The following is a 6,401-nucleotide window of genomic DNA, read 5'->3' on the forward strand; positions in this document are numbered from 1 at the left end:
CCCGGCAGCTACTGCCGATCTTCCTTGTCGTTGCGCTGGTCTTGCAGAACCGCCTGCGAGCGCCCGCCATACTCGCGGATCGTCATCACGAAGTGGTTGGCCAGCGCGGCCGGTATCTGCAGCTTCCCGGCCGCGTCCTGCCGACGGTAGTCGAAGATGCTCTTTTGCTTCCACGCGTCGAAGCCTTGGGTGCCGAGGCTCTGATCCCCGTTCAAGAAGATCTGCGAGGTCGGCACGATGATCCGGGTTGGCGCGTCGCCCTTGCGGTCGATCGTCCACACCGCCACGGTGTGGTTGCCGGTTGGCCACAGCAACCCAACCTCGGATCGGCGCGATAGCCCGATGCGCTTGGCGACAAACGCAAACAGGGCCGAGAGCTCGTCACACTCCGCGACCGCGGTGGTCTCGGGGATCGTCGCACCTTCGCCAGTCCCGAGCTCGAGATCTTTCCAGTGCGCCCAGACCTTGTCGGAGTTTGGCTGCTCGTTGGTGATGTCCCACTTCAGGCCCCACCAACCCCCGGCGCGCGTGGCCTCGAACGCGATCTTGACCCGCACGTAGTCCAGGTAGATCTCGGGGTCATCGAGGTGCTCGATCTCAAACGCGGTGAGGAACGCCTGGTAGTCGGCGCGCACTTCGGGAGAGTTGGCGACGCCCGGGACCTCTTCAGTGATCGCGGCCAACAGCTCATCGACTCGAACCCGCTCGCGGTCGACGAAGGGCGGTGGAGGCGGTGGAGGCGGTGGCTTGGGTTCGGCCTCGACCTCTGCGACGACTTGTGCGGGCTCTAGCTCGGGCTCCGATCCAGAGGTTGGATCCGGCGGCAGCGTGGTCGCCGAGCCGGCAGTATCCGTGAGCGGCGGGGGCGGAGCGGACGGCTCGGGCATGCAGGCCGCGCCCAACAAGCCGCTCAACAGCAGGCCAAGAATGATGCTCACGGAAGCTCTCTGCATTTCTCAATCCCCCCAACTGGGAGTCTAGCGCTGGCCTAGCCGGTCTCGGGCATGGGGTCGCCAAGCACGGCTTCGAGCGACTCGAGGTGAGTTGACCCGCGCGAGTTCGGGGCCCCGACCTTGTTCGACATGCCGGACATGCCGGCCATGCCGCCCATGCTTGGACCGGTCCGATTGGCCCGAATCACGCCGTTGCCGGCGTCGAGCTGCTCGGAGGTCAGGCCGAAGCGGCGCTCTCGGTGGCCGTACTCACGCAGGGCCCTCCACAGCTCGTCCTCGCCGAAGTCGGGCCACATCACTGGCGAGAAGAACAGCTCGGCGTAGGCGACCTCCCACAAGAAGAAGTTTGACACGCGCCGCTCGCCGCTCGTGCGGATCAACAGATCCAGAGGTGGGAGCAGGGTGCTCGAGGGCAGGTAGCGACCAAACAAGTCGGGGTCGATGTCGTCGGGGTCGACCTCGCCGCGGGCGACCGCGCGGGCCAGCTCTTTGGCGGCCGAGGCGATCATCTCGCGGCCGCCGTAGCTCAGCGCCAGGCACAGCGTCATGCCGCGGTTTTGCGACGAGGCTTGAACCAGGTCGGCGAGCGGGCGCATGACCAGACCCGGCAGCCGCGAGATGTCGCCAACGGTGACCAGCCGGATGTCGTTGTCGAGGATCTCGGCGCGCTCGTCGATCAGGTAGCGCCGCAGCAGCTGCATCAGGTGAAACACCTCGCGCGGCGGCCGGTCCCAGTTCTGGCTGGAGAACGCAAACAAGGTGAGCGCGGTCAGGCCCAGCCGGCGGCTGGCTCGGACCACCTCGCGGACCGAGTCGGCGCCCTTGCTGTGCCCCTGTTCACGCCGCAAGCCGCGCTCTCGGGCCCAGCGCCCGTTGCCGTCCATGATGATCCCAACGTGCCGTGGCAGACGCTCGATCGAGACTCCGGTCCGGGACTTTGAAGCGTCCAACATCGCAGGGAAGCGGGATACCATGGCCGTAAACCCCCGTCCACGCGTGTCCTGTGCCCTTTGTTCGCAAAAAGATACACTGCAGGCCAGTCCTGGGCGGCCGCTCGCCTGCACAAAAAAGCCCATAAACCCAAGATCTCGACTGCTGCCGGCACAGGCCAGGTTTTGGAGCCGCCCCGTCCGTGGTCAGGCGAACGCCAGCGCCGTAAATCCGCGCCTTGCCGGTGCTCACGCCGCGGCATAGACTCGTCTCCGGCTTCCTGGCGCGCGCTGTCGAGCGCCTGCCCTCGCCCTCCACCCACCCGATGCCTCCGCACAAGATGGACCGCGCGCAAGGAGCGAGGCGATGAGCACGAGCTCCGAGATTGTAGAGTCCATGCTGTTTCGCAGCGGGGCCGTGTTCGATCAGCTAGACCCCACAACGTGGGTCCTGCACCTCGACAACCGCCACCGCAGCCGCGTGGTCGTGAAGGTCGAGGATCCGATCGTGTTGTTCTCGCTGCCGCTGTGCACGCTCGACGAGACCATCACCAACCGCGAGCAGCTCTACCGCACCTTGCTCGAGCTCAACGCAGACTTCATGCACAACGCCTACGCGATCGAGAACTCACGCCTGCTGCTGTCCGGCGCGCTCCAGACCGAGAACCTCGACGCCAACGAATTCCAGGCGATCATCGACGACCTGACGATGACGCTCGATGAACACCTCGATAAACTGTCGGACTGGAAGCTCGACACCCGTGGGACCACGGAGGCTTAAATGGGACTGTTTGGACGACTCGGGACGCTGATCCGCTCCAACATCAACGAGCTGATCAACCGGGCAGAGGACCCGGAGAAGATGCTCAACCAGGTCCTCGTCGACATGAAGGGCCAGCTCGTCGAAGCCAAGAAGCAGGTCGCGGTAGCGATCGCCGACGAGAAGCGGATCAAGAAGCAGTACGAGCAGGAAGAGGCCAAGGCTGCCGACTGGGAGAAGAAGGCCATGCTCGCGGTCCGGGCTGGCAACGACGACTTGGCGCGGGCCGCCCTCGCCCGCAAGACCGAGCACGACGAGCTCGCCGCCACCCTCAAAGACCAGTGGGAGGCGCAAAAGCAGTCGGTCGAGCAGCTCAAGGAAGCCCTGCGCGGCCTCGATCAAAAGATCGAAGAGGCCAAGCGCAAGCGCAACATCCTGGTCTCGCGGCAAAAGCGGGCCCAGGCCCAGGCGACGATCAACAAGACCCTGTCGCAGCTCAACAGCAGCGACTCGCACGACTCGACCTTCGCCCGCATGGACGAGCGCGTGACCCAGCTCGAGGCCGAGGCCGAGGCCACCGCGGAGCTCGGCGCGCTGCCCGAGACCTCACTCGAGTCGCAGTTCAAGGCGCTCGCCGCCGGGTCCAGCGTCGACACCGAGCTCGAGGCCCTCAAGCAGAAGATGGCCCTGAGCGCGGGCGGTGGCGGTGGCGCCCAAAAAGCGATCCGTTCGGGCAGTTCTGACGTCGGCCCCGACGCGGATGCGGACGAGCAGGCCGACGTCAGCGCCGACGACGAGGGTGACGAGTCCTCGCCAGAGGCCGACGATCTCCGGGCCGCCGAAGTCGACGCGCAGCTCGAAGAGCTCAAGCGAAAGCTCAGCTCGACCCCGTGAGCGACACCAGCACCAGCAAGGGTGGGCTCAGCAACTTCGCCCAGCGCCTGCTCACTGCTGCGGTGCTGATCCCACTGCTGGTGGTGTCGATGTTCGTCGAGGCCACCTCGTGGTCGATCCTCGCGGCCTCGACGCTCGCGGTGTTCTTCGCCGCCGATGAATTTCTGCGCATGGCCGTTGGTGTCAACGCGGAGGATCGCGCGCTCGGGCTGCGCGCGACCTTCGGGGTCGCGGGCGCCGGCGTGGTCATTGGCAACACCTTGCTGGGCACCCACACAGCCATGGCGCCGACCATGTTCGCGGCCGCCGTGCTGACCGCGACCGCCGTGCTCATGCGCAAGCGCCAGCTGCCGGACGCCGGCCGCCACTTCTCTTATGCGCTGGCTGGGTTGGTCTACGTCCCCATGCTCGGCTGCGTGTGGCCGCTGCTCAAAAAAGAGCTTGGCCCGGAGTGGCTGTTCCTCGCCCTCGCGCTCGCGTTCTTGTCGGACACCGGGGCTTATTTTGCAGGCCGCGCGTTCGGCAAGCACAAGCTCTACGAGGCCGTCAGCCCCAAGAAGACGGTAGAAGGCGCGTTCGGTGGCCTACTTGGTGGCGTCGCCGCGATGGTCGGCATGGGCAGCTTTTGGCTCGCGCCGCAGATCCCCATCCTCCACGCCGTGGTGCTCGGCCTGGCCGGCAGCGCGCTCGGCCAGAGCGGCGACCTCGTCGAGTCGATGATCAAGCGAACGTTCAAGGTCAAGGACAGCGGCAACATCCTGCCCGGCCACGGCGGCATGCTCGACCGAGTCGACGGCCTCCTGTTCGTCGCCCCGCTCGTCTACTACTACGCCAAGCTCATGCTGTAGCCCTCTTCTGAGGAGGCGAACAGCCAGCCCCGAGGAGCGAAGCGACCAACCGCGTCGTCAGCGTCAGCGGTCGGCGAAGCCACCCGTACCCCCGGTCGGCGAAGCACCCGTACCCGACCGCCGTGCCCGACCGCCGAAGCACCCGTACCCGACCGCCGAAGCCACCCGAGCCCCCTACCAGGGGGCCACACATGCGGATGCGAACAAACGTCCCCGAGGAGCGAAGCGACCAACGCGTCAGCGTCAGCGGTCGGCGAACACCCGTACCCGTCCGCCGAAGCCACCCGAGCCCCCTACCAGGGGGCCACACATGCGGATGCGAACAAACGTCCCCGAGGAGCGAAGCGACCAACGCGTCAGCGTCAGCGGTCGGCGAACACCCGTACCCGTCCGCCGAAGCCACCCGAGCCCCCTACCAGGGGGCCACACATGCGGATGCGAACAAACGTCCCCGAGGAGCGAAGCGACCAACGCGTCAGCGTCAGCGGTCGGCGAACACCCGTACCCGTCCGCCGAAGCCACCCGAGCCCCCTACCAGGGGGCCACACATGCGGATGCGAACAAACGCCCCCGAGGAGCGAAGCGACCAGACGCGAAGCGGCTGCAGTCGGCGCAGTGCGAAGGCCTATGTGGGGGTAATAACTAGTAGTCCGAGCCGGGGCCTAGGGCCTTGCGCTTGTCTTTGTTGAGGTACAGGTACGCGCCAGCGGCTGGAACCCCGACGATCGCGGCGATGACCAAGAAGGGCAGCAAGGCAGAGACCAGCACAGCGGTCACCGCGGTTCCTGCGCCGGTTGCGACGCCCGCGGTCACGGCTTGGCCGTTGCTGGCGTTCTTGGCCTTTGCGTAGGCGTAGGTCCCTCCGCCAACGGCGGTAGAGAGAAGGACGAGTGCTCCGATCGACATTTGGTCTCCAGACGGGGTAGCGGCTGCGAGTATAGGCCACTTCGGCCGGGGTGCTCGGATCGGCCGCTCACGCGTGGTGTCACCCGGGTCGCGCTCGGGCCCACAGACACTGGTCTGTCGAGTTGCAGCGCACGAGGAACGGGCAGCCCAGGCACTGGACGGCGGCGCGCCTGGGACAGATACTCGGCGGATGGCCGACACCCCGACCAAGGATCCGAAAGCGGAGGTCGAGGACGCGGCTCGCGGGGGCAACGGCCCTGAACGCGAGCGGCGCCGTGGCGGCCGGCACGGAAAGAAGACCGACGGGGATCGCTCCGGTGGTGGCAATCGTGGCGGCGGCGACAAGCGTGGTGACCGACGGGACTCCAGGGGCTCTCGGCGTGACGGGGGTGGTGGTCGCGGGGGCGGTCGTGGCCGCGACGGCGGCTTTCGGGATCAACGTAGCGAAGCACCGCTGACCGCAGGCTTGTTCGCGGGCGTGGCCGACCGCGAGATGCCGTGCCGGATCTCCGGCTGCACCAAGACCTGGACGTGGTTCGGCACCCAGCAGATCCGCTCGCTCGGCAAGCCGGAGCCCAAGCGAATGTGCGCCGAGCACCTCGCCCAGCTCGAGGGCATCGAAGACCGCGCGATGCCTTGCCGCAACAACTACTGCACCAACACATGGTTGTGGAGCCGTGGCGCGCAGCTGTATCAGCGCGAGCGCCAAGAGAAGCTCAAGCCGCCGCACCGGCTGTGCGAGGCCTGCTTCGAAGAAGAGAAGACCACCGAGGACACGCAGCTCGCGTGCAAGATCCCCGAGTGTCGCAACACCTGGCTGTGGCCTCGCCAAGCCCAGCTGCGTCACCGCGCGTGGGTCCGGCGGCTGCAGGCCAAGATCGAGGCTGAAGAAGCCGAGGAAGAAGCCGCCCACGCGGCCGCGTCCGCGAAGTCTGAGAAGGCCGACAGCCCCGCCACCACACCCGCGAGCGAGCGGCCCGAGTCCGAGATCACAACCATCGCTGACGTGCCCGCCGACGCCCAGGCCGAGCCCGCCGCCAGCGATTCCAGTGTCGACGCGCCGGCTGACGAGTCCGAGCCCGCGGCGGCGTCCGAGCCCGCGGCGGCGTCC

General features: G+C 67.1%; 6 protein-coding genes and 1 pseudogene. 4 read left to right on the top strand and 3 right to left on the bottom strand.

Going from position 1 to position 6,401, the window contains the following annotated elements; genetic code table 11:
- Window positions 1-8: 8 nt before the first annotated feature.
- Window positions 9-938, bottom strand: coding sequence for a hypothetical protein (locus DB30_RS14620; RefSeq protein WP_052549229.1), 930 nt, complete (start codon window positions 936-938; stop codon window positions 9-11).
- A gap of 50 nt (window positions 939-988) precedes the next feature.
- A complete protein-coding gene (gene uppS / locus DB30_RS14625; protein WP_146658919.1) occupies window positions 989-1,906 on the bottom strand; it encodes a polyprenyl diphosphate synthase in 918 nt (305 codons plus the stop codon).
- A gap of 343 nt (window positions 1,907-2,249) precedes the next feature.
- Between uppS and DB30_RS14630 the strand changes: the two genes are divergently transcribed.
- The 3 genes from DB30_RS14630 to DB30_RS14640 are packed head-to-tail and all read left to right on the top strand — an operon-like array spanning window position 2,250 to window position 4,384.
- Window positions 2,250-2,663 carry a type III secretion system chaperone family protein gene (locus tag DB30_RS14630; RefSeq protein WP_052549231.1) on the top strand — a complete coding sequence of 138 codons (414 nt, stop codon included), beginning with the start codon at window positions 2,250-2,252 and terminating at the stop codon, window positions 2,661-2,663.
- Window positions 2,664-3,536, top strand: a complete 873-nt coding sequence (locus tag DB30_RS14635; protein WP_052549232.1) for a PspA/IM30 family protein — start codon at window positions 2,664-2,666, stop codon at window positions 3,534-3,536.
- Window positions 3,533-4,384 (top strand): phosphatidate cytidylyltransferase, encoded by an 852-nt coding sequence (locus DB30_RS14640; RefSeq protein ID WP_052549234.1) that lies wholly within the window; start codon window positions 3,533-3,535, stop codon window positions 4,382-4,384. The genes DB30_RS14635 and DB30_RS14640 overlap by 4 nt, the downstream gene beginning before the upstream one ends.
- Before the next feature lie 642 nt (window positions 4,385-5,026).
- On the opposite strand, the gene DB30_RS14645 is transcribed toward DB30_RS14640, so the two are convergent.
- Complete coding sequence (locus DB30_RS14645; protein ID WP_052549235.1) at window positions 5,027-5,290, bottom strand: hypothetical protein; 264 nt, start codon at window positions 5,288-5,290, stop codon at window positions 5,027-5,029.
- A gap of 190 nt (window positions 5,291-5,480) precedes the next feature.
- On the opposite strand from DB30_RS14645, the pseudogene DB30_RS14650 reads away from it, so the two are divergent.
- Window positions 5,481-6,401 (top strand): annotated as a pseudogene (locus DB30_RS14650) (hypothetical protein); the annotation flags it as partial.

This window comes from Enhygromyxa salina, from assembly GCF_000737335.2.
Classification (GTDB): domain Bacteria; phylum Myxococcota_A; class Polyangia; order Nannocystales; family Nannocystaceae; genus Plesiocystis; species Plesiocystis salina_C.

Bases quoted from the DNA above. Each gene is read 5' to 3' on its own strand.
- uppS (WP_146658919.1), bottom strand. From the start codon at position 1,906: ATGTTGGACGCTTCAAAGTCCCGGACCGGAGTCTCGATCGAGCGTCTG.
- DB30_RS14630 (WP_052549231.1), top strand. From the start codon at position 2,250: ATGAGCACGAGCTCCGAGATTGTAGAGTCCATGCTGTTTCGCAGCGGG.
- DB30_RS14635 (WP_052549232.1), top strand. From the start codon at position 2,664: ATGGGACTGTTTGGACGACTCGGGACGCTGATCCGCTCCAACATCAAC.
- DB30_RS14645 (WP_052549235.1), bottom strand. From the start codon at position 5,290: ATGTCGATCGGAGCACTCGTCCTTCTCTCTACCGCCGTTGGCGGAGGG.